The sequence below is a fragment of the Aeromonas dhakensis genome, assembly GCF_002285935.1.
GTDB lineage: Bacteria > Pseudomonadota > Gammaproteobacteria > Enterobacterales > Aeromonadaceae > Aeromonas > Aeromonas dhakensis.
Genome location: NZ_CP023141.1, coordinates 2681765 through 2699840, shown reverse-complemented (window position 1 = coordinate 2699840; position 18076 = coordinate 2681765). Strand labels below are relative to the sequence as shown.

Here is an 18076-nt window from a genome sequence, read left to right as displayed (position 1 = left end):
TCACTGCTCTCCGTTCTGGCCAGATGACGGCTCATCCTTGACCGGGTATTGCACGTCGGTCGCGGCGATCGCTGTCACCAGTTCGGCCTTCTTGAGCTTGGCCGCCTCCGGGATACCCATCTGCAGCGCCAGCTCGCGCAGCTCATCGACCTTCATCTCGGCCAGCGGCGTAACCTTGCCCGCCAGGGTGGCAACCCCTGCCAGATAGCCCGAACCGGTCAGGACGCCCAGTGTTGCGTCCAGATCCCCAGGCGCCGATGGTGCATCACCTGCCTGAAGGCTGGCGTCTTCAGCCAACCGGACGACCACCAGACGCGGGTCGTTCTCCAGGGTCGCGCACTGCTCAGGCGACACAACCATCTCAGACTTGCCCGGTACAATCGGCAGGCCCGCGCGAAAATAGACCTGACGAACTGTTGACGTAATCCCCACTCGAATAGCCAGTTCCATCTCTTGTTCCATCTCATGTTTTCCTCGTCGTATCTGATAGAGAGGCTGTTTAAACCGGGGGTTAAACAGTGCCTGGCAGCTGTTTAACCCCGCTTTAAACAGGCATAACGCAGGGTTAGAGGTAGTCAGCCACCACCAGCTCCAACTTGCCTTTCAGCTCGTTGCTGCTGCTGTTCGACAACTCTCGCTCCAGCATCTGGGTCGCCAGCTTCTCAAGGGAGGGGTGTACCACCAACATGGTGGCCTTCACCCCGAGCTTGCGGCCGCCATCAGCCTGAAACTCCCGCATCTTGGAGTAGGCATCCCACAGGTTGTCGGGGGTCAGCGCCCGCTTGTTGGCAAAGGCCAACTGCCAGAAGCCAAAGCCTGCGGCATCGCGGCAATCGACCCCGTAGCGGAACTCCTTGCGGGTGAATACCGCTTCGTCATCGATCTTGGTCATGGCAATCAGCTGCGGTGACTTGCGATCCTGGAAGATGACCGGCTTGAGGGCGCGGCTGGTATCGAGCAGGAACCAGGGCTCCCCCTGATAACCGGCATCCACCACCACGTTGGCAGTCAAGACAGGGGTACCGGTGCCATCGGCCTTGGGATAGACCGGGTGATCGGTGTCGAAGAAATACTGGCCGTCATAGCAAGGCGTGGTGAAGCCAGCACCGAGCAGACCGAAACAGAGCTCATCGGGGTGAATGCCCGCCGAACGGCCCATCTCGGCAAACATCGGCGCGTAGATACCCAGCTCGTCATCTTCGATATCGTTGCGATCGACGCCGACGGTGGCCTCGAAGTCTTCGTTGACGATCTGGTAACCGTGCGCCTTCATCGACTCGATCACCCGATCACCAACCCACTTACGCAGATTGGGGAACTTGCCCAACCAGCCATAGGTGTTGGACTTGGTAGTCGATTTGATCACGGTGGCGATCTTGGTGTACTGGGCAGGCGCTTCACTCTTGGCGTCTTCAAAGTTCTTCTTGAAGCCGGTGAAGAGGGACTGCAACAGCGCGGGTGTAATCATGGCCATACGGGTGTTCCTTCTCTGGTTAAACAGGTTGGTCTGACGGTCGCGTTTGTCCGATTACGCCGCTGCGCGGCTAATCGAACCTACCGGCCTTTTGCCTTGGCAAACTCTTCATAGGAAATGCCGAGCTGATCGGCGGCATACTTGTCGTCCGCCGAGAGCACAGCCTCTCCCTTCTTCTCGGGCAGGGTCACCTGGGTGGTCTGGCTGGCAGCCAGTGCCGCAATCGCCGGACGGGGCTCCAGCAACGCCTTGAGAGCAGCCACCCCCTTCTGGGCGGCATAGGCGGTCAAATACTCCTCTTCGGCGGCCACCACCTTGCCCTGGGTACGGGCTTCCTTGATCAGGGTTGCGGCATCCGTGGTTTCCACCTTGGCGCTTAAACTCGCTACCTGGGCAACCAGGGCGTTATAGGTCGCCACCGGCACGAATTGCGCCAGGTCAACTTGGCCACCCTGTTGCACCGGTTGAGCCTTGAGAGCAGCCAGGGCGGCTTCAGCGCTGGCGGTTTTGCCTGCCGCGCTTTGCAGGGTATCGAGGGCCGACAGCGCAGCCTGCCCCTGTTCGACGGTGAGCTCGCTGCCCTCTTCTACCTGAATGCCCAGCTTGGCCAGCAGGGCGAGCATTGCCTCGTTCATGGGTATCTCCTTGGTTACAGTGGCCAACTGGCCGGATTGATTGGTCTTGGGAGGTAAAGCACTGAGAGCTGCCAGAGCCTGCATACCCACCACACCGGGATCATTGGTGATCGCGGCCATCCGCAGTTCCAGCGGGCGGCCCTGAGCGTCATAGGGAAAGACGGCAGAAAGGAATCGGTACTCTTTGGCGGCCACCATGGCAGCCGCACGATCCGTCCAGCGCGGTTTGATAAAGAGGCCCTGCCCCTCGCGCCATTCGATCTCATCACCGTTGAACCAACCGGCTGCCGGGGCCTCCTTGCCAGTCTTTTCGATATGGAGGGTCTGGTGGTCGTAGTCGATCAGGATGTCTTGCCCGAGCGCTTTGGCTCGATTGATCAGGGTGGTGGCGATGCTCCTGTCGAGCTGCCAGTGACCACCAGGAACATCAAAGGGGCGGCCATCGCGGGCCTTGAACGGGCCGACCGGCAGCAACTGGTGCCAACCGTCGTCGCTCGGGCCAAGGGCTGCATCGAGCACGGCCAACCCCAGGGTGGTTGGTCTTGCATTCAAGATGGCCACGGCAATGGCGGAACTGGTGGCAGATAGGGGCATCACTCTCACTCCGGCTGGTCACAGCAAACCTCATTGCGGCCAGTGTCATCGAACTGAGAATTGGGTGGGGTTTATGGTGGGTTACTGCATCACGGGATGGATCGGAGGGTAAGCTGGGGGGCGGCGATACTGTTTAATGGTGTTTAAACTCCATTTTCCTGACCTATTCAGAGGGTAGACATGCCATCGTAGTCGCAAGGGGGCACCAGAGGCACCCAGAAGCTCACGGAGCCTCGATGACCAAATATCCCTCCAGCGTCTCCAGCACGCTCTGTTTATCCCCGTCTGACAGCCCCAGAACACGGCGCTCTGGCAGGTTGATCTCTGGGCGCCCGAACTGGTGGGCGGCACCGTATACCATGGGCGTACCAAAGTAGAGGGCCTGGGGATCAACCTGATAGTCGAGGGTATCGCGCAGATCGTCGTTCAGACGCAGTATCTCATCGGCATGACGCGGCTTGCGGGCACGGTACTTCTCCGAGAGCGGGGCCCAGGGCTCACCTTCCGGGCTCTCTTGCGCATCCCAGCGATCCCGGTGCGACAGCAGCAGCCCTTCCCCTATATCTGCCAGCGGTTCGCTCAGGTCACCGGTTTTCTGATAGAGCTTGGCCAGCAGCTCAAAGGCATCGGCCACCCCGTGGTGGCTGATGGCGATAAAGCTACCGGCCATCAGAACTCATCCTCAAAGGTGGTCATATAGTGCAGCGCTTCCTCATCTGCATTAGCCATCGCGGCCTCCCAGAGATCCCCCATCAGGTCAGCTTCCTCATCACGGGCTTGCTCACACAGGGCATCCAGCGCCTTGGCTTGCGCCAGGGTAAAGGGGCCATCCTGTGCCAGCAGGGCGCTGGCTTGTTCCAGCAAGGTCATCATGTCGCTCCTTTATTTTTTGCTCTCTGGGGCCGCTAGCGGCCGCCCTTGGTAGTGGCTGCCGTAGCTTTGGCCAGCATGGCTTCCACCCCATTGGCCAGTTCGGGAAAGTGCTCCAGCATGGATTCCCTCGCCAGCACCCAGGCGGCAAACGCCTCGGCAGCCATCTCTTTGCCATTGGTTCCGGCATATTCGGTAATCAGGCCGATGCCGGTGAGATTGGGCTCCCCGGCCCAGAAGTGAACCTGATGGCCGAGCTCATGCAACCAGGTCGAGATCCGCTGGGCCGATTCCCCCAGTTTATCGCCTACATTGGCCGACACACTCCAGTGACGGCGCAAGGCTTCACCACTGGCGCCTCTTGGCAGCAATTGGCGCGGGCCGCGATTAGCGTGGGCATCAGCCAACACATCGGCAGCTGCCGCTTGCACCGCCTGCATATCCACCGTCTTTAAAGTATCGCCCCCCTTTACCTTGATAACCAGATGATCCCAGCTGGTTGCGGTAAAGCCGTTGACCCTGCTGGCCCGGCGCGAATAGTAAAAAGAGCGCACCAGATAGGGATCTTTGCCCAGGTAATCAGCAATAGCCGGGGCAACCTTGAGCCCGGCCGCCCCCTTCCCCATTTCGGTCTGCTTGATAAACAGGGTTTTGACCGGATGCGTCTTGAGGAACACCGCCAATGGTTCGCGCTGGGGGGCTGGCAACTTGGCCAGAAGATCACTCAACCCCTGTGCAGTGACACCTTTAACGCTGGAGAAAGCACTATCAACTATCCGCTCTGGCAGTCGCTCGGCCAACGCAGGCTTGGCCGCTTCGCGCTTGGCCACCGCCTTGGTCAGCTCTGCCGGAGTCTGGGGACGATAATCAAAACCGGGATCGATACCTCGGGGGATTTTGTGCAACTCCCCGGTGGCCTTGTCCACCCACTCATATTCGCCATCGTCCGGGGCCTTGCCCACCACCAAGCCGCGCCGCTTGAGGTCAGCCTCTGAGAGCAGGAACTTCTTGCACTTGCAGCCATAACCATTGCTCGGGCTGTGCGTCGCCCACCAGGGGTGATCCACCGGCAGCACTAGGTTGTTCCACTTGAGGTGCAACTCCCTGGGATGCTCGGAGTCCCCATGACGATAGAGCGCATAGGGGCGCTTGTGCTTGATACGCTGGATCTGCTCTTCACGCCCGCCGTTATAGCTCTGGCGCAGGTTGGTCTCGAAGATGATGCGGGAACGCCAGGACGCCGGGCCGGTATGCTCCCAACCGTGGCGGGCCACAATCTCCTTGAACGTCTTCTGAAAGGCCCCGATGGATTGCCCTTCACTGATCGCCTTGTCTACCGCCCCGCGCAGGTCAGCCAGCAGATCCCTCTTGGTGGCCCCCGCCACCATAAATGCGCGGTTATGGGCATCGCGCCACACATCAGCCCAACGCTCACTCGGCATATCGAGCTTCTGGCGAAAGAAGGCGATCGCCTCGGCAAAGGGCAAGGAGCCATATCTCACTGATAAAGAGCGAACGGGCATCAGCGCCCCTCCTCCATCTCAAGCATGCCGAGCAGCTCGCTGGCGGCGATGGCTTGTGCCATCAGCACCCCCAGTTCGTCATGGCTGAGCTCAGGTTCCAGTGCCAGCAAGCCATCCCGGACCTCTTCCAGGTTAGTGGCCTGCATCACCAGCGCCTGGACAGCATCCGTCATCCCCGCCAGCAGAGGGGCCGCCTCGGCCTGCAGCCGGGCCAACTGGGCATCGTTGTTATCTCCCTGCGCTGCTTTATGTGCAGCCAGTGTCGCCAGTCCCTGACGGGGCAGCCGAGCCTTGAGCTCCGCCTCCCCTGTTGCCCCTCGATTATCCTGAATGGCCAATACCTCTTCCTGAGCGGTGGGCACCGGGATCTGCAGCTTGTCATAGACCCACTGGGTCGGGATCTTCATGCCGATAGAGACCAGAGTGCGCAGCGGCCCTGCCAGTTGCTGCATGTCCTCCAGCTCGGTCACATCAAACTCCAACCGGGGGCTACGGCGCGGCCCCTGATAGCTCTTGCCGTTCAGGGCATAGAGGGGATAGACCAGATCGCGGGTCAGGGTGGCTGCGAGTTGTCGGAGATCGGCATCCCGAACCTCTTGGCGCACCTCGTTATGAACATTACCCAGAGCATTGGTCGAGCTCTTGCCATCGGCCTGCGAGGTCAAGGTGCCCCCCAGAATGGCCTTGCTCATGGAGCGCTCGCACCACTCCATCATCACCACAAAGGGATCGGCCTGACCGCTGGCGGCGTTCTGGAACTCAATCTCCATCCCGCGCGGGATAATGCCCCCGGCGTTATGACCGATGGAGAGCACCGCCTGCAGCAGGGTGGCCTTCTCTTTTTCGGTCGCCCCTTCCGGGTATTTGCCAAGCCGCACCGGCAGGCCGTAGATCTCCAGAAACTCCGCCAGATCGCGCACGCTGTAGTTCTTGAACAGAAACGGCCAGGTCAGGGTACGGACAAGGCCGGTGCGGGCCAGATACCCCGATTTGGACTTGGCCTTGTGCAACAGCCAACCAAACGGGTTGAGGGCAACCCCTTCATGGCTGTTATCCCGCAGCCGCAGCTGATTGCGATCATCAGGGTGGGTCTGAAACCAGGCGGGATCGCGCCAGATGATGCCCTTGGGAAGCTGCAACCCCTCCACCAGCTCCCAGCCGCAAAACTCCTGGGCACAAAACCCCTTGAGCACCGCATCGGTGGCGTCAAAGATGGCATCATCAAACCAGGTAAAATCCTCAATCAGCTCGCGGATCATCTCACTGTCACGCTTCTCCGCCGGGGTGGCGTTGCGGGGCGGCTCGATTGTCCAGCTCACTCCCAGCAGAGCGCGGCGACGCTTGCCGAGTTCACTCTGCAGGTGGGCGTCTTTCTCCTCCATGTCTTCGGCCAGCTCGCACTGGGCGATCAGGTTGCCCTGTTCTGCCTCCTTCAATGCGGCTGCCGCCCTGCTCGGGGTGAGCCCCACCGTGGGGTGTTCACTGTAGTGACGGCGCAACTGGGCAAGCGCCGCCGAGTTCTCGGTCTGCGGCTCCTTTTCAAGCCGCAGGGGATTGCCGTTGATATCGATGATCCTACCCATTACCAGGCCCCTCTCTCGAACGAATGATGGTTATCTCCCCTTGCTTCATCGCGCTTGTTGGGCAGCGGGGTGAACTCGATAGCACCCCCCTCCATCCAGCTGGCCCGCACCGCCATGGCCAAGGCCACCGCAAAGTCACCGTGGCGCTGCTGGCCCCCTTGGCCAGTGTTCTTGCCCTTGTCGATCTTGGGGATGCCGTTGATGACCTGGATTTTCCCCAAGTCATCCTGCACGTCTGCATGGCGCGGGATGGTCAGGTTGCCATCCTCAAACTCTGCTTTGAGCTTGGGCATCCACTCCCGATACCAAGGGTCATTGAGCATCACGCACTCGATCATCCCGGCTCCCCAGCGCAAACGGGCCGCCTCTGCCAGATAGCCGCCGTTACCGGTGGCATCGAAGGCTGCCGCCGTGAAACGGTGCAGCCCCTGCAGCAGGTAGAACAGGATCTGGCGCTGACTCTCATAGGGGGCATTGACCAGCTCCACCACAAAGGGCACCCGTTTGCGCAAGTTGGTGGCGAGGGAGAGCGGCACAAACACCGACAAATCCCCCTTGCGGGCGAAGTCTTCGCCCAGCACATGGCGGCAACTGCGATCGAGCGCTTCCAGACAGAGCTTGAGGTTCTCCTCGCACCAAATATCCACCACTGCCTTGCGGGTCTCCTCGCTCGAGAGCTCAAAGTCTTTGGGGGCGGTAAAGCGCAGAATGGGGATATCCGGTTGCATCGCCCGCTCGATCAGGGTGCGCTTGATATAGACGCCGCTGCTCTGCTTGGGTACGCAGAAATACTCCTCAAGGGCATCCTCTTCTGTGGCGGTGGCCTTGAGCAGCCCCGCCTTCCAGGCGTCCTCGGCTTCCTGTGTCCAAAGGCCGCCCTTGACTTGGCAGATCCGGCGATAGAGCCCCTGGCGGCAAGCATCGTCCAGGCTGATGGTATGGATGGAATACGCTTTGCGGCCCGCTCGGCTGTCGTTTATCAGCTGGTTAAACAGGTTATCGACGCCGTTATGGGTACTGATCAACCGTACCTTGGCGCCCCACATGGTCAGCGCCATGGCGGCCTTCAACACCTCGGCCAGTCGGTCGTGGAATGCGGCCTCGTCGATGGTCACATTGCCCTGCATCCCCCGCAGGTTGGAGGGGTTGCTGGAGAGCGCCTGCACCTTGAAGCCCGAGGCGAAATAGACCACGAAGGTGAGGATCGCTTTATCCTCATCGTCGGTGAACACCTCCTCCTGGATCTCACCGGCCGCCTTGTTGTACGCCTTGGCCCACATCGCCACTGCATCGATAAACTCGCGGGCCATCTCCTTGTTGCTGCCCACATAAAAGTGGTGGCAACCCCCGGCCGTCTTGGTCTTGGAGGCCGTCAGAGCCGCGTCGGCCGCCTCCGCCCAGGTGATACCGGTACGGCGGCTCTTCTCGGCGATCTTGAGTTGGCTCTCGTCGGCAATCCAGATCCGCTGGTACGGCAGCAACACCTCGTCGGGGTCGTATTCGGTACCCAGGGTCTGGGCCAACTGCTGGGCGATAGGGGTCTGAGCAATGGCAGTCATCAGGCAATCCCCAATATTTCACGGCGAATCTCGGCAGCAGCCTCACCGCTCAAGCCCGCCTGAGTCACGATCGCTTCGGTCTTGGCGGCGATCTCTTCGGCAAATGCCTGGCGGATCTCCTTCTCCCGCTTATGACTCTGCATGGCGGTCGATTCGAGCCGCTGGGCCGCCAGCATGGCATTTTTCAGCATGTCGATATCCACCGCCTCCTCCGGGTTCTGCACCTGAGCCAGCATCGCCTTGAACAGCTGGGAACGGCCCAACTCCAGAATGAGCTTGGTGGTCTCCCCCATCGGCTTGTCACCAAGCTGGGAGGTTAAAGCGGCCGTGGTTTCACGCAAATCCCGCAGGTGCTGGCCGACCTGTTCAACCTGGCTGGCATGACGGCTTAACCCGGAGCGGGAGAGCTTGAGATCATCTGGCAACCCCGCCTCCTCGATCAGGCCGTTGATCTCATCCAGGATGGCGGCTTGACTGTTGCCCTTATCCCGTAGCATCTCGTTGAGCGCGTTGCGGATGGACTCAGGCAGCAGCCACACCTTGCTGGCGCGGCCTCGGGTCGGTTTATCGGCCATGGTCAATCCTCCGCTCGGGGCTTCTTGACGCCTGGCACAGTTGCCCGGCCCTCTGCCGCGTCCTGCCCCCGACCGGTCAGGTGAGCCACCTGCACCGTGGCCAGTCGCTCGATGCGCACCAGCCCCTGCTCTTCCAGCCAGGCCAGCAGGGTCTTCACCCGATCCCGCGTCACCCGGCCGGTACCCAGCTGGTCGAGGCAGTCATTGAGGATTGACTCGTTGGCGGCACCACCGATATCCAGCAGGGAGCGCAGGATCACCAGCCGCTGCTGGGCGTCCAATATTTGTTGAATGCTCATGGCTTCTCCTTCTGCACGGCGGCAAGCTCATTTTCCAACAGCAGATCGGCAAGGCGGCGGGCTTGGCGCAGCTCCGGCTTCACCTCCCGCAACTCCCCCCGCAGCTCGCTTATCTCCAACTGCAGCTTGTGCAGCTCACGCTCGCTCGGCAGGTCAGCCAGTACCTGCTCCACCCGCTGCACTCTCTGCACCAAGGCAGTGAGGTCTTCGCGCTTGGCGTAGGTCTTGGAGAGCAAGATGATGACCACCAGCCCCACCAGGCTGGCCAATGCATAAAGAGGCCCCCAGTTCTTAACGATGAAATCCCACACGGGTCGCCTCCTTGCGCTCATACAGGGTCTGGCACTCGATACAGCGCTCGGCACCAGGCTCGGCTGCAAGGCGGGAGGGCGGGATGGCTTCGTCACAATCGCAGCAGATACCATCGCCGTGTGGCCTTGCCCTGTTCTGGTGGGCTTCGATAATGCGCCCAGTCCGATCGGCATCGGCCTGCTGGGCGCGGTCTATGAGGTTTGTCACATGACCTCTCTCGTATGGCTACTAACGGACGGTATGGGTCGCCTTGATGCGGCCCCAGATGGCGAGCAGGCCACCCACCGCACTGGCCAGATCCACCAGGGTGGATGCCAGGCTAGCTTGGGTACCCGCATCGACCGGCACACCGAACAGGCCCGCAATACCGGCCCCCACGGCAATCACACCACCGATCACGGTGCGGCTTTTGAAGGCAGACTTCGCTTGAGGTAACAGGGAATCAGGCATGATGGGCTTCCTTCTTTTTGGGTTGAAATAACGGAGGTTGGCAATGACGGGCACGGGCCCGCAGGCGATCCAGTTCGGTCACCGAACGCCACCCTTTCTCGAACAGGGATTGACGGGTCTTGTGGTGGCTATAGAGCGGGATCGCCTTCGGGTCAGCGATCTGATTGGCCAGAGCGGCCTTAAGATGGGCTTTGCGCCCATCCTTGAAGCAAGCGAGATAACGGGGGTTCTTGAGCTCAGGGATGCCAAAGCAGCCCGCAGCCTGGATCGCGGCCGCCGCCTTCTGTTGCTTGATGGTCAGCACGCTCATGCCACCACCCCGCCAACCACGTCGGAAAGGAGGTGGCTCTGCAGACGCAGCAGCCGGTTGATCCAGCCATCGGCATTGGCCCACTGACTCGGGTCTTTACGCACAATGCCGTGCATAAAGCTGGCCCGCTGCATCATCAGCGCCAGCAGGAACTGGCCCTCACCCTTGGCGCCCAGTTGCTGCTTGAGCCTGCCAATCGACACAGGGCCAAGGCGGCCATCAGCCATCACCCCCAAGACCTGCTGCAGCTGTTGGATGGCGCGTTTCGGTCCGTGATGTACCGCAGCATCAAACACGGCGATAGAGAGGGCCGGGCTTAGACTGGCAATCAGGTCACATCGAGCGGGCGTCCAGTAGTTCTGGCGGTAAAAGGGCTCGGTATGGGCCGGTGTCAGATCACCGATAGCGATATCGGGCACCCCATCCCGATCGAGGTCGGCCATGCCGTCCTTCTTGCCATCGGCAGCATCGGCAATGCCGTACTTGGTATGACCACCCCGGTCTGCCGGGTGGTTGACTTCGCCCCCTTCCACATCGGGACGAAGCAGCCATTTAAGTGCGAGTGATAACATAAAGGCCCCTCGGTGAACTGCGTTATCAGCAGCGTACCGAGGGGCCTCTATGGCAGGGGTTTATGGTGGGTTAGAGTATTTGTCACATCACAATGACATTTGATAAAGTCGAGGACTGTTATCTTAACGCTGAGCAAAAAAAATGATTTGCCCTAATTGCAGAGTATCAATTTATGAAAGTTTTACACAATCCAAGTTGGGTATATGTGGGAGTATAAACAGACGCGAGAAATATTTTTGGAGTGTGCTCAAACAAGAATGCCCTTCCTGTGAAGGACCTATTGTATATGTATCTCACACGCCAGTTGATGAACAAGGCGTACATGGAGAACCAAAACATTTTCTTGTCTTTCCTCGACATTCATCCCGCCTTCCCGCCCCCTTAGAAGTTCCACCTGCAATTGCTACAGATTACAATGAAGCTGGTCTGGTACTTGAGATTAGTGCTCAGGCGTCAGCTGCCTTAAGTCGCCGTTGCTTACAACACTTACTGGATGATACCGGGCTGTCAAAAAACAGTAATCTGAACCGAGCTATTGAAGAGGCAATGGGTAAGAATCTACCCAGCCACATCACTGAAAATCTAGATGCTGTTCGTGCTATAGGTAACTTCGCAGCACACACTCAGAAGAGTGTGAATACAGGGGAGATCCTTCCTGTTGAACCGCATGAGGCCGAGTGGAATCTAGAAGTTCTCGATATGCTATTTGATTTTTGCTATGTACAACCAGCTAAAAATGCTGCCAGACGTGCAGCTCTAAATGCCAAACAGAAAGAAGCAGGAAAGCAACCAATAAAATAACCAGATCAATACGACAATCAGCATCTCTATATACATCAAAGACCCACCCTGCCACCGCAGGGTTCTTTCTAACAGCGAATGTTTCCCTATCAATAACCAAAAAGATCCGGCTGATGGCGCCTCCGAGTCAATTCGCGCTGTTCGGCCACCACCGCATAGGTCTGCGGCACCGAGAGGCTATGCTTCCTAGCCAGCTGGTCGATATTGCGGCCATTAAACTCATCCCAAATGGCCCTATCCCGCAGCGCAGCCTTGAGATGATCCCCGGTGGGAATGTAGTAAGCGCGGCCACCCATGTAATGGGCCTGTACCAACGCTAACTTGCGAGCCTGAGCCTTGGCCTGTTCTTGTGCCATCCCCCCTCTGACCAACTCGCAGGCCAGCACATCCACCAGCTCACTCAGGGCTTTGGGCCATTTGGCCGTCAATTCAGAGGCCGGGATCTGGTCGAGGCGATCGACCAGTTGCCCCAGCGAAGCGTGATCATCGGCAAAGAGATCCTGATGCTGTTCCATGACTCCCCCGGCAAAACAGAAAAAGCGGTGCGCCGATTAGAACACAGGCCATTTTATGCGCACATTTTTTAGCGCATACTGAGTCCCTCGTTATCAAAGGGAGATTGAGACGAATGAAATGGAATGAACGCTTTAAAGAGTGGCTGCTCGATATGATGGTCATGCTGGATATGGCGCCAGCAGCTTTCTTCCCTGCCTATGCCTGCACTGTGATTGGCTTGCTGCTGATGATCATCCCCGGCTTTTTCCAACCAGACCCGATGCAATTTGCGGAGGGAACGTTGCACCTTCACATAGCACCCGCAGCAGTTTTTCGTGTGATCTGGGCTGCGCTGGCATTTATCGGCCTGATGATTATGGTCAGTGGCATCTATCTCACCCACACTCGCCTGAAAGCTCTCAGAAATCGCTTCTATTGACCTGCTGACTTACACCAAGGATGGGAAATGGCACGACGTTACTATCGACGGAGAAACCAGACACTTATCACCGGCACCGCCAGCACTATGCTGATGAGTTCCTGGTGGGGAGCTCTACTGCTGGGCCTGATCGGATATGGGCTTTTTTACTGGCTACTACCTGCATGGATCATCAGCAAGATTCAAGAAATCCCTCAGCTCACAACCGGTTTGGATATCCGTACCATGGCCTTCCAGGCTGTTGCGCGCAGACTACATTGGTCTGAGTTCGTGGGAATGGCATTCCTATGGTTGGGTCTCTTGATTGCAGGTATCAAGCTGCTGGCAACGGAGCTGGAACCGAGCCAACACCATTCAGGCCTACTCGGTTTTCTGGCTCGCTTGTTGGCGCGGTGGAGTGACTAGACAAGATGCTGGCGAATGTAGTTCAAACATCCGGGGTAGAACCCACTGCACCCCAGCCATTATGATAGTATTGTCATCTAGCCTCGCACGGGTATGTTTTGTGAGCTGCACACCCTTTCATCAAAGAATAAGTGGAAAAAAGTTACCATAATGGTAAATAATGTCAGTGCCTACACAGGGCAACCACCCGCAGAGGGCGCATCTGATGCCGAGCGTCGTCTAGCAGGTCCCCTTTATAACCCAGCCGATGTGCTGGCAGTGTTGTCAAGCGGGAGCACTATCCCATGGACAAGAGATTGCAAGAGTGACTTGCAAGGATTGGCGTTTGACGAGGCTGATATTCAACAGTTGCTGCGTGACACACTGCAGCATGGGCGGTACCTCAATTCTCAATGGTGTGTACAACGCCCAACTGGCCCTTGGGCTGCTTGTGACGCATACCAATTAGGCCGAGATGAGTGGAATGAGTACGCGTACAGGGATTTGCGCGTGGAGTACTACATCAAGTTCGCGATAGGTAAAACAGGCAAGATACTACTGTTGGTATCGGCCCACGTACCTACACGCTAGGAGGTTCAAGATGGCTGCAACCGTATGCCCGATTTGCGAATCGGGCCATCTGCATCATCAGATTGAAGATATCGAAGTCGAATACATGGGTCACACTGCCATGCGCCCAAGCCACTACTCTGTGTGTGACGCTTGCGGTAGTGAGCAGGCAACGGCTGCCGACCTACGGCACAACAAACGAGACACACTGGCGTTTAGAAAAATGGTGATGGGTCTCCTCACTGGAGCCCAAGTACGGGCCTTGCGGCAAAGCTGGGGAATGACCCAAGAAACCGCTGCTCGTGTATTTGGTGGTGGTCCTGTCGCATTTTCCAAGTATGAAGCGGATGATGTCATCCAGTCTGAAGCAATGGACAAGTTATTGAGACTTGCTGATGAGATGCCCTTGGTTCTACAACGACTGAGACGAGATGCAGGGGTCGTGTATCAAGCGCAAGATCCATGGCAGATAGTTGCTATCGATATGGCAAACGCCGGACGTCAGCAAGCGGTCATCAAGACCAAACGTAGCTTCCAGCATGAGGTTAGTTATGGCTAAGGCCAACAAGGTACTGCAAGAGGCCATTGATGCTCTTGTTATCAAAGACGTCTACTTGCATTCCTCACATGCAGCTTGCCTTGATGATTTTGATCCAAAGTACTTCGGCGATATGGATTCATTGCAGGTGCAGCAAATGCATATTGTTGAACAAAGCCAGTTATTGACGCTGGATGGAGGGCAAGACCTGCTGCGAGTCTTTATCCGTATGGGGACTCGCTGGATTCAACCTGTTACAGAGGGTGAACATGACGAAGAAAGTGAGCCTCAAATCAAGGCAATCATCGAAGCTGACTTTGTTGCAGAATATCAAGTCAAGACTGCACTATCGCAAGAATGCATAGATGCGTTTTCTTTGCAAAACGCCAGCTATCATGTCTGGCCTTACTGGCGAGAATATCTCTGTTCCCAATGTGAACGGATGAGATTACCCAGAGTTGTTTTACCCACTATGCAAGTTCCTCAATCAAATAAGTAACCACTCGCACCATTAACGCTGTGACCACTTTTTCAGCGCCTCCAGCACTTTGACGGCTAGAGGCGCATCCAGCCAGCCCACCTCGGCCACCCCTACTCCACCGTTTAAACGGGCCGTCATCCGTTTAACCCAATTGTTTAATGCGGTCTCCGAACCATCCCTGACGATGCCAAGGCGGGCCATCTCGCACCAGATGGCCCTGATCTTGGCAATTTCATTGACCCTGACGTGGATACCGGCCGCAGGGCTCAGCCGTCTGTTGGCTGCATGTCGAGCAGGCTTGGGCGTAAAGCCCGCCGTCTTGAAGGCAGCCAGCACCTGTTCCAGCTCCTGTTCGTTCAACAGGGCGGCGCTACGCTTGCCGGTATGGCTGGCCAGCAGGTCGCGGTAACACTCGTCATCGAGCGCCAACGCTCGGCGCCCCACCTGTACCAACCGGATCAGTCTGCTGCGCTTGTCCATCACCTATCTCCTCCCCATTCTGCCTTGCTGTCATGGTGCTGCCCGGCCACTCTCAGCCGTTGGTAGTGCTCATTGAGGCACCCCCGACACCAGCTGGAGAGCCGAGTGGCATCGCTCGCCACACCGAAAAACTCGGTATCCCATGGCCAGAACTCGCCACAACGGGGGCAGCGCTGCTCCAGCCCCAGTTCGGTGATGCAGGCCCGACCGCTTTGCAGGCGGCGAGCCAGAATATGGGGGGCCAGCAGGGGGCTATAGATGGCCATGGCGATCCCCGGTTTCGTGTACCCCGCCACAATCTCTGGCCGATTTGGCCTGCTGCAGCTCTGCCACCAGTTGCCAGCGCATCTGGCAGGCTTCTCCGGCCAGTGCGTGAAAGCCACGGGCGCGCGCCTCTTTATCAAACTGTTTGAGCTGTTTGCACACAGCCCGTTTGTCAGCAGCAACCAGTGCAATGGCTGCGCTGCTGAATATCTTGGTAAGTCGAATATCCATCTCTGTTTTGGTCATCGCCGTGCTCCTTGTATCAAGACGGTGAAGACCTGGGCCCAGATCGTTTGGTTGCTCATCAGTACCCGGCCACCACACCGGATAGACAGGGCGGCAGTGCCGCCCTGTTTCGCATCGGGCTATTACTCGAACTGCAGTGGCGTCACCCCTTGATACTCCTCGGCATTGAGGGGGGCAGGCCCCAGCCCCAGCGCCCAGAGCAAGGCGGCCTTGATGCCATCCTCATAGGTGTCGTCGGGGTAGCAGGTACCCTCGGTTTCGGTGATTTGCTCACAGAGCAGCAGTTGCTCTTCGGCTTTTTCCACGTTGATTTCCATCACGCCTCCTCCCTATACCTTGGCCAGATCCAGGCTCATCTGGATGTAACGCCCGTGGGCGTCACGCTCATAGAGCCGCAGATATTGGCTGGTACCGGTCACCTGGATGGCATCGACAGCAGCTTGCATGGCCAACAGCCAATCCGGGTCATCGATATTGAGCTGGCGCAGGGAGAGCACCTGATTCACGTCGATATGACCGCTCTTGGATACCCGAAAGGCATGGTCTACCAGAGCGCGGATCTCGCTGCTGGCGCCATCGCTCCAACGTTCGATGCACTGGTCAATCAGCGCTTTGGCGGCCTGGATCCGTTCATCAAATTTGCGGTGCTCCCCCACTGCCCGAATGAGCTTGTAACGACCATCAAAACTGAGCAGGGTCACGTTGCCCTTGGTACCGCCCCACGCCACGCCGTACTGCTCGGCGGAGAGATCCACAAAGTCGGCGATCTGTTGCATGGCGCCAATCTTGAAGGCAGCCAGCTGTGCGCGCTGCTCGCGGGCAGCAGCGATAATGGCCAGCACCACTTCATCGCGCAGCTTGTCTGCCGGGGCGATCAGGTTTTCCGGTACCCAGTGCCCCTGAGCGTTCTGGCGCATCGGGGTGGTACTGCTGGTTTGTGCTTCTTGCATGGGCTTCTCCTTAATGGATCTTGTTGCTGCCAGGCACCGGAGGGCACATCACGGCGCTGTACTGCTCTGTTGTCGCGCTCGCCAGCTCCTCTTGGTGGGTCGCGCTGCAGAATTCGAGAAACTTGGGTAACTGGCGCAGTACCACCCGCGCCAGCGCCTCGTCTTCTATCTCAAGCTGGATCTTGCTCATCTCATCCCCCTTGCCGGTTTCAGGATTCTTGGCGCCAGTGCAGCAGGCACCCGCCAAAGCGCACCAGGGCAACTTCACGCACCACGCCCGCCAGACATTCACGGCTCAACACGGCGCGCGCCTGCATCTCTTTGGGCAGTGGCCCGGTGACCGCCAGCAGCGGGGTATGACAAACCCGACTGGTGCGAACGTCATATCCCTTGGCCGTCAACCAGTGGCTGAGCTGCTCGGCAGTCTTTTGCAAATTGCTGTGCAGATGCTTTTTCATCCCGTTCTCCTTGTGATCTCGTCACCGGGCCCACCGCGAAAGAGCCCCGCCAACCCTTATTTGCCTGCTTGCTTGTCGAGCAGCCGGTTGTATTTGATGGCCATGATTTTCAGCTCTTCCGCCAGCAGCTCACTTAGAATGCGCAGGCTGCTGCTGGCATTGTCGCCATCGCTTTTAGCCTGACGGCGCAATCTGGAGAGGGTGGCCTCGGCGTCATAGCGAGCGGCTTTCTGCTGGCCACTGCCCTGCTCTACCGATAACCGCATCGGGCGGCGCAGTTGCTGCGCCTCGGTCAGCTGGCTATGGGGGCAACCGCTGCGGCATGCCTTCCAGAGCTTGATATCCATCGGACTGCTGCCCACTTCGCTCGGGCCACGGCGTTGGTGAGCGAGACACTGGTGCGCCGGGATATCACCCAGGATGGGGCACCTCACCTTGTTGCCCATCAGGGCCCCTTCCACCAGGGTCTGTACCCTTGCCATATCACCGGGATACTTTTCGTTGCAGACCTGGCTGATGGTGGTGCGAGAGAGCCCGAGCTTCTCGGCCACCTGAGCCAGCGAGCTGGCCGCCACTTCGGCCTGCAACACCTCAAGCCACGTTTCCATGAGGTGCCTCCTTCACATCAAACTGATAAAAGTGCTGCTCGTTCTGATCCCAACATCCCCCCTGTTTTGCTCGCACCATGGGGGCAAAACGTCCGGTATCACGGATCAACTGGTAGCGGTTCTGATCCCCTTTCACCTTGAAGCGCTCTATCTTGTCCACCAGCCGGACATATCCAGCCCTGATCAAAAAGGTGGTGTAAGTGCTGGCGCCACTGTCATCGACCCCAGAGGTAATCGCGAGGTCACTCAGAGTGAAAAAACGGCTGATCTTCATGGTGTTCCACATCTTTTGCTGCACCGTCTTTCGATGAATACGGCGCTTTTTCCGATGCTTTGTCTGGCGATTCCCTGAGCCAAACTGCGGCACGTTAGATGGGTCAATCACCTGATAGCGGCTCCCGCGAAACGATATCCGCCGACCAAACGGCTTTTGATACACGCAGCGCAAATGGCTACTTGCCAGCCAACGGCGCACAATCAGATAGACATTTCCCAACTTGAGCTGGCTCCCCTCTACCAGTTCAAGCAAGTCGAAAGAGTCCTGCTGACACATCCAGTGCCATGCTTCTTCTGCGTTGCTATTTCTGATTTTTCCAACCACTGGA

At 58.1% G+C, this 18076-nt stretch carries 30 protein-coding genes and 1 other RNA gene; 5 read left to right on the top strand and 26 right to left on the bottom strand.

Translation table 11 applies throughout. The features are described from left to right. From CK627_RS12855 to CK627_RS12785, 15 genes are all read right to left on the bottom strand, one after another. On the bottom strand, positions 1-462 hold the full coding sequence (locus tag CK627_RS12855) for a Rho termination factor N-terminal domain-containing protein (RefSeq protein ID WP_095592522.1): 462 nt from the start codon (positions 460-462) through the stop codon (positions 1-3). Between the two features lie 103 nt (positions 463-565). Beyond that, positions 566-1474, bottom strand: coding sequence for a Mu-like prophage major head subunit gpT family protein (locus CK627_RS12850; protein ID WP_076495064.1), 909 nt, complete (start codon positions 1472-1474; stop codon positions 566-568). An 80-nt stretch (positions 1475-1554) separates the two neighbouring features. Beyond that, positions 1555-2703 (bottom strand): phage protease, encoded by a 1149-nt coding sequence (locus CK627_RS12845; RefSeq protein ID WP_095592521.1) that lies wholly within the window; start codon positions 2701-2703, stop codon positions 1555-1557. Positions 2704-2926: 223 nt separating this feature from the next. Further along, the gene (locus tag CK627_RS12840) at positions 2927-3373 is read right to left on the bottom strand and encodes a phage virion morphogenesis protein (RefSeq protein WP_095592520.1); all 447 of its coding nucleotides are present in this window, start codon (positions 3371-3373) and stop codon (positions 2927-2929) included. Beyond that, positions 3373-3576: a hypothetical protein gene (locus CK627_RS12835; protein ID WP_230581610.1), complete on the bottom strand. Its 204-nt coding sequence runs from the start codon at positions 3574-3576 to the stop codon at positions 3373-3375. Before CK627_RS12835 ends, CK627_RS12840 begins: the two co-directional genes overlap by 1 nt. Before the next feature lie 32 nt (positions 3577-3608). Next, positions 3609-5096, bottom strand: coding sequence for a phage minor head protein (locus tag CK627_RS12830; protein ID WP_095592519.1), 1488 nt, complete (start codon positions 5094-5096; stop codon positions 3609-3611). Then, a complete protein-coding gene (locus CK627_RS12825) occupies positions 5096-6679 on the bottom strand; it encodes a DUF935 domain-containing protein (RefSeq protein ID WP_095592518.1) in 1584 nt (527 codons plus the stop codon). The genes CK627_RS12830 and CK627_RS12825 overlap by 1 nt, the downstream gene beginning before the upstream one ends. After that, a complete protein-coding gene (locus tag CK627_RS12820; protein WP_095592517.1) occupies positions 6679-8238 on the bottom strand; it encodes a terminase large subunit domain-containing protein in 1560 nt (519 codons plus the stop codon). The genes CK627_RS12825 and CK627_RS12820 overlap by 1 nt, the downstream gene beginning before the upstream one ends. After that, positions 8238-8813, bottom strand: a complete 576-nt coding sequence (locus tag CK627_RS12815; RefSeq protein WP_005353368.1) for a DUF3486 family protein — start codon at positions 8811-8813, stop codon at positions 8238-8240. Before CK627_RS12815 ends, CK627_RS12820 begins: the two co-directional genes overlap by 1 nt. Positions 8814-8815: 2 nt before the next feature. Then, positions 8816-9112 carry a VpaChn25_0724 family phage protein gene (locus CK627_RS12810; protein ID WP_005345917.1) on the bottom strand — a complete coding sequence of 99 codons (297 nt, stop codon included), beginning with the start codon at positions 9110-9112 and terminating at the stop codon, positions 8816-8818. Further along, positions 9109-9423: a DUF2730 family protein gene (locus CK627_RS12805; RefSeq protein WP_005345918.1), complete on the bottom strand. Its 315-nt coding sequence runs from the start codon at positions 9421-9423 to the stop codon at positions 9109-9111. Before CK627_RS12805 ends, CK627_RS12810 begins: the two co-directional genes overlap by 4 nt. Next, positions 9404-9631, bottom strand: coding sequence for a TraR/DksA C4-type zinc finger protein (locus CK627_RS12800; protein WP_095592516.1), 228 nt, complete (start codon positions 9629-9631; stop codon positions 9404-9406). Before CK627_RS12800 ends, CK627_RS12805 begins: the two co-directional genes overlap by 20 nt. A 21-nt stretch (positions 9632-9652) precedes the next feature. Then, entirely contained in the window at positions 9653-9874 is a 222-nt protein-coding gene (locus CK627_RS12795; RefSeq protein ID WP_005353373.1) for a hypothetical protein, read from the bottom strand. Then, positions 9867-10184 (bottom strand): hypothetical protein, encoded by a 318-nt coding sequence (locus CK627_RS12790; protein WP_095592515.1) that lies wholly within the window; start codon positions 10182-10184, stop codon positions 9867-9869. The genes CK627_RS12795 and CK627_RS12790 overlap by 8 nt, the downstream gene beginning before the upstream one ends. Beyond that, positions 10181-10756 (bottom strand): glycoside hydrolase family 108 protein, encoded by a 576-nt coding sequence (locus CK627_RS12785; protein WP_095592514.1) that lies wholly within the window; start codon positions 10754-10756, stop codon positions 10181-10183. The genes CK627_RS12790 and CK627_RS12785 overlap by 4 nt, the downstream gene beginning before the upstream one ends. Before the next feature lie 244 nt (positions 10757-11000). Between CK627_RS12785 and CK627_RS12780 the strand changes: the two genes are divergently transcribed. Further along, positions 11001-11558 (top strand): DUF4145 domain-containing protein, encoded by a 558-nt coding sequence (locus tag CK627_RS12780; RefSeq protein WP_217349745.1) that lies wholly within the window; start codon positions 11001-11003, stop codon positions 11556-11558. Positions 11559-11647: 89 nt separating this feature from the next. Here the strand turns inward: CK627_RS12780 and CK627_RS12775 are convergent, their stop codons facing one another. Further along, positions 11648-12073 (bottom strand): Mor transcription activator family protein, encoded by a 426-nt coding sequence (locus CK627_RS12775; RefSeq protein ID WP_095592512.1) that lies wholly within the window; start codon positions 12071-12073, stop codon positions 11648-11650. A gap of 113 nt (positions 12074-12186) precedes the next feature. Here CK627_RS12775 and CK627_RS12770 point away from each other — a divergent pair, with 113 nt between their 5' ends. The 4 genes from CK627_RS12770 to CK627_RS12750 all read left to right on the top strand — a co-directional run bounded on the left by CK627_RS12770 (position 12187) and on the right by CK627_RS12750 (position 14483). Next, on the top strand, positions 12187-12492 hold the full coding sequence (locus CK627_RS12770) for a hypothetical protein (protein ID WP_040069953.1): 306 nt from the start codon (positions 12187-12189) through the stop codon (positions 12490-12492). 27 nt (positions 12493-12519) lie between these two features. After that, on the top strand, positions 12520-12897 hold the full coding sequence (locus CK627_RS12765; protein ID WP_040069954.1) for a hypothetical protein: 378 nt from the start codon (positions 12520-12522) through the stop codon (positions 12895-12897). Positions 12898-13477: 580 nt separating this feature from the next. Continuing rightward, entirely contained in the window at positions 13478-14005 is a 528-nt protein-coding gene (locus CK627_RS12755; RefSeq protein ID WP_040069956.1) for a type II toxin-antitoxin system MqsA family antitoxin, read from the top strand. Continuing rightward, positions 13998-14483 (top strand): preprotein translocase subunit SecB, encoded by a 486-nt coding sequence (locus CK627_RS12750; RefSeq protein ID WP_095592511.1) that lies wholly within the window; start codon positions 13998-14000, stop codon positions 14481-14483. The genes CK627_RS12755 and CK627_RS12750 overlap by 8 nt, the downstream gene beginning before the upstream one ends. A 12-nt stretch (positions 14484-14495) precedes the next feature. Here CK627_RS12750 and CK627_RS12745 read toward each other — a convergent pair whose 3' ends face one another. The 10 genes from CK627_RS12745 to CK627_RS12700 form a co-directional block, all read right to left on the bottom strand. Continuing rightward, positions 14496-14945, bottom strand: coding sequence for a gp16 family protein (locus CK627_RS12745; protein WP_095592510.1), 450 nt, complete (start codon positions 14943-14945; stop codon positions 14496-14498). Further along, the gene (locus CK627_RS12740) at positions 14945-15211 is read right to left on the bottom strand and encodes a hypothetical protein (RefSeq protein ID WP_095592509.1); all 267 of its coding nucleotides are present in this window, start codon (positions 15209-15211) and stop codon (positions 14945-14947) included. Before CK627_RS12740 ends, CK627_RS12745 begins: the two co-directional genes overlap by 1 nt. Further along, the gene (locus tag CK627_RS12735; RefSeq protein WP_069528798.1) at positions 15198-15455 is read right to left on the bottom strand and encodes a hypothetical protein; all 258 of its coding nucleotides are present in this window, start codon (positions 15453-15455) and stop codon (positions 15198-15200) included. Before CK627_RS12735 ends, CK627_RS12740 begins: the two co-directional genes overlap by 14 nt. 45 nt (positions 15456-15500) lie before the next feature. Further along, positions 15501-15570, bottom strand: an RNA gene (locus CK627_RS12730) — hammerhead ribozyme type II. A 7-nt stretch (positions 15571-15577) separates the two neighbouring features. Beyond that, complete coding sequence (locus CK627_RS12725; RefSeq protein ID WP_005345945.1) at positions 15578-15772, bottom strand: hypothetical protein; 195 nt, start codon at positions 15770-15772, stop codon at positions 15578-15580. A 12-nt stretch (positions 15773-15784) separates the two neighbouring features. Next, a complete protein-coding gene (locus tag CK627_RS12720) occupies positions 15785-16405 on the bottom strand; it encodes a DUF3164 family protein (RefSeq protein ID WP_041217407.1) in 621 nt (206 codons plus the stop codon). A 10-nt stretch (positions 16406-16415) separates the two neighbouring features. Next, positions 16416-16595: a hypothetical protein gene (locus CK627_RS12715; RefSeq protein ID WP_005353400.1), complete on the bottom strand. Its 180-nt coding sequence runs from the start codon at positions 16593-16595 to the stop codon at positions 16416-16418. Positions 16596-16614: 19 nt separating this feature from the next. Further along, complete coding sequence (locus tag CK627_RS12710) at positions 16615-16863, bottom strand: Kil protein family (RefSeq protein WP_005353401.1); 249 nt, start codon at positions 16861-16863, stop codon at positions 16615-16617. 56 nt (positions 16864-16919) lie between these two features. After that, positions 16920-17471, bottom strand: a complete 552-nt coding sequence (locus CK627_RS12705; RefSeq protein ID WP_095592508.1) for a transcriptional regulator — start codon at positions 17469-17471, stop codon at positions 16920-16922. Continuing rightward, the gene (locus CK627_RS12700; RefSeq protein WP_139493912.1) at positions 17455-18072 is read right to left on the bottom strand and encodes a hypothetical protein; all 618 of its coding nucleotides are present in this window, start codon (positions 18070-18072) and stop codon (positions 17455-17457) included. Before CK627_RS12700 ends, CK627_RS12705 begins: the two co-directional genes overlap by 17 nt. Positions 18073-18076 lie beyond the last annotated feature (4 nt).

What these genes read in the sequence shown, in the direction of transcription:
- CK627_RS12855 (WP_095592522.1), bottom strand. Translation starts at nt 462, where the DNA reads ATGGAACAAGAGATGGAACTGGCTATTCGAGTGGGGATTACGTCAACA.
- CK627_RS12850 (WP_076495064.1), bottom strand. Translation starts at nt 1,474, where the DNA reads ATGGCCATGATTACACCCGCGCTGTTGCAGTCCCTCTTCACCGGCTTC.
- CK627_RS12845 (WP_095592521.1), bottom strand. Translation starts at nt 2,703, where the DNA reads ATGCCCCTATCTGCCACCAGTTCCGCCATTGCCGTGGCCATCTTGAAT.
- CK627_RS12840 (WP_095592520.1), bottom strand. Translation starts at nt 3,373, where the DNA reads ATGGCCGGTAGCTTTATCGCCATCAGCCACCACGGGGTGGCCGATGCC.
- CK627_RS12835 (WP_230581610.1), bottom strand. Translation starts at nt 3,576, where the DNA reads ATGATGACCTTGCTGGAACAAGCCAGCGCCCTGCTGGCACAGGATGGC.
- CK627_RS12830 (WP_095592519.1), bottom strand. Translation starts at nt 5,096, where the DNA reads ATGCCCGTTCGCTCTTTATCAGTGAGATATGGCTCCTTGCCCTTTGCC.
- CK627_RS12825 (WP_095592518.1), bottom strand. Translation starts at nt 6,679, where the DNA reads ATGGGTAGGATCATCGATATCAACGGCAATCCCCTGCGGCTTGAAAAG.
- CK627_RS12820 (WP_095592517.1), bottom strand. Translation starts at nt 8,238, where the DNA reads ATGACTGCCATTGCTCAGACCCCTATCGCCCAGCAGTTGGCCCAGACC.
- CK627_RS12815 (WP_005353368.1), bottom strand. Translation starts at nt 8,813, where the DNA reads ATGGCCGATAAACCGACCCGAGGCCGCGCCAGCAAGGTGTGGCTGCTG.
- CK627_RS12810 (WP_005345917.1), bottom strand. Translation starts at nt 9,112, where the DNA reads ATGAGCATTCAACAAATATTGGACGCCCAGCAGCGGCTGGTGATCCTG.
- CK627_RS12795 (WP_005353373.1), bottom strand. Translation starts at nt 9,874, where the DNA reads ATGCCTGATTCCCTGTTACCTCAAGCGAAGTCTGCCTTCAAAAGCCGC.
- CK627_RS12790 (WP_095592515.1), bottom strand. Translation starts at nt 10,184, where the DNA reads ATGAGCGTGCTGACCATCAAGCAACAGAAGGCGGCGGCCGCGATCCAG.
- CK627_RS12785 (WP_095592514.1), bottom strand. Translation starts at nt 10,756, where the DNA reads ATGTTATCACTCGCACTTAAATGGCTGCTTCGTCCCGATGTGGAAGGG.
- CK627_RS12775 (WP_095592512.1), bottom strand. Translation starts at nt 12,073, where the DNA reads ATGGAACAGCATCAGGATCTCTTTGCCGATGATCACGCTTCGCTGGGG.
- CK627_RS12770 (WP_040069953.1), top strand. Translation starts at nt 12,187, where the DNA reads ATGAAATGGAATGAACGCTTTAAAGAGTGGCTGCTCGATATGATGGTC.
- CK627_RS12765 (WP_040069954.1), top strand. Translation starts at nt 12,520, where the DNA reads ATGGCACGACGTTACTATCGACGGAGAAACCAGACACTTATCACCGGC.
- CK627_RS12755 (WP_040069956.1), top strand. Translation starts at nt 13,478, where the DNA reads ATGGCTGCAACCGTATGCCCGATTTGCGAATCGGGCCATCTGCATCAT.
- CK627_RS12750 (WP_095592511.1), top strand. Translation starts at nt 13,998, where the DNA reads ATGGCTAAGGCCAACAAGGTACTGCAAGAGGCCATTGATGCTCTTGTT.
- CK627_RS12745 (WP_095592510.1), bottom strand. Translation starts at nt 14,945, where the DNA reads ATGGACAAGCGCAGCAGACTGATCCGGTTGGTACAGGTGGGGCGCCGA.
- CK627_RS12740 (WP_095592509.1), bottom strand. Translation starts at nt 15,211, where the DNA reads ATGGCCATCTATAGCCCCCTGCTGGCCCCCCATATTCTGGCTCGCCGC.
- CK627_RS12735 (WP_069528798.1), bottom strand. Translation starts at nt 15,455, where the DNA reads ATGACCAAAACAGAGATGGATATTCGACTTACCAAGATATTCAGCAGC.
- CK627_RS12725 (WP_005345945.1), bottom strand. Translation starts at nt 15,772, where the DNA reads ATGGAAATCAACGTGGAAAAAGCCGAAGAGCAACTGCTGCTCTGTGAG.
- CK627_RS12720 (WP_041217407.1), bottom strand. Translation starts at nt 16,405, where the DNA reads ATGCAAGAAGCACAAACCAGCAGTACCACCCCGATGCGCCAGAACGCT.
- CK627_RS12715 (WP_005353400.1), bottom strand. Translation starts at nt 16,595, where the DNA reads ATGAGCAAGATCCAGCTTGAGATAGAAGACGAGGCGCTGGCGCGGGTG.
- CK627_RS12710 (WP_005353401.1), bottom strand. Translation starts at nt 16,863, where the DNA reads ATGAAAAAGCATCTGCACAGCAATTTGCAAAAGACTGCCGAGCAGCTC.
- CK627_RS12705 (WP_095592508.1), bottom strand. Translation starts at nt 17,471, where the DNA reads ATGGAAACGTGGCTTGAGGTGTTGCAGGCCGAAGTGGCGGCCAGCTCG.